Annotated in this window: 1 pseudogene; it reads left to right on the top strand. The window is 68.7% G+C overall.

Annotation, left to right across the window (positions count from 1 at the left end):
• Positions 1-412: pseudogene (locus QWI17_RS16880) on the top strand (hypothetical protein); the annotation flags it as partial.

A 412-nucleotide genomic window follows, 5' to 3' on the forward strand; every position in this document is an offset into this window, starting at 1 on the left:
CTGCTGGGTGGCCAGAGCGCAGCCTACAGCATTGTCGCCCTGCAGCCGGTGAGCGAGTACAAGGCCACCCTCGACGGCCTGCGCGAAAAGCTCTACCTGGGCTTCGGCGCCGCCTTGCTGGCGCTGCTGGTGTTGCTGTGGGCCGGCTTGACCTGGGGCTTGCGCTCGCTGCGCCGGCTCAGCCACGAACTGGATGAGGTGGAAGCAGGGGCGCGCGATGGCCTGAGCGGCGAGCACCCCCGCGAGCTGCTGCGCCTGACCCGCTCGCTCAACCGTTTGCTGCGCAGTGAACGCGAGCAGCGTACGCGCTACCGGGATTCGCTGGACGACCTGGCACACAGCCTGAAAACCCCGCTGGCGGTGTTGCAGGGGGTGGGCGAAAGCCTGCAGCAGCGCAGTGGCGAACGCGAAC

Origin of the sequence: Gilvimarinus gilvus (assembly GCF_030518155.1) — a bacterium.
GTDB lineage: Bacteria > Pseudomonadota > Gammaproteobacteria > Pseudomonadales > Cellvibrionaceae > Gilvimarinus > Gilvimarinus gilvus.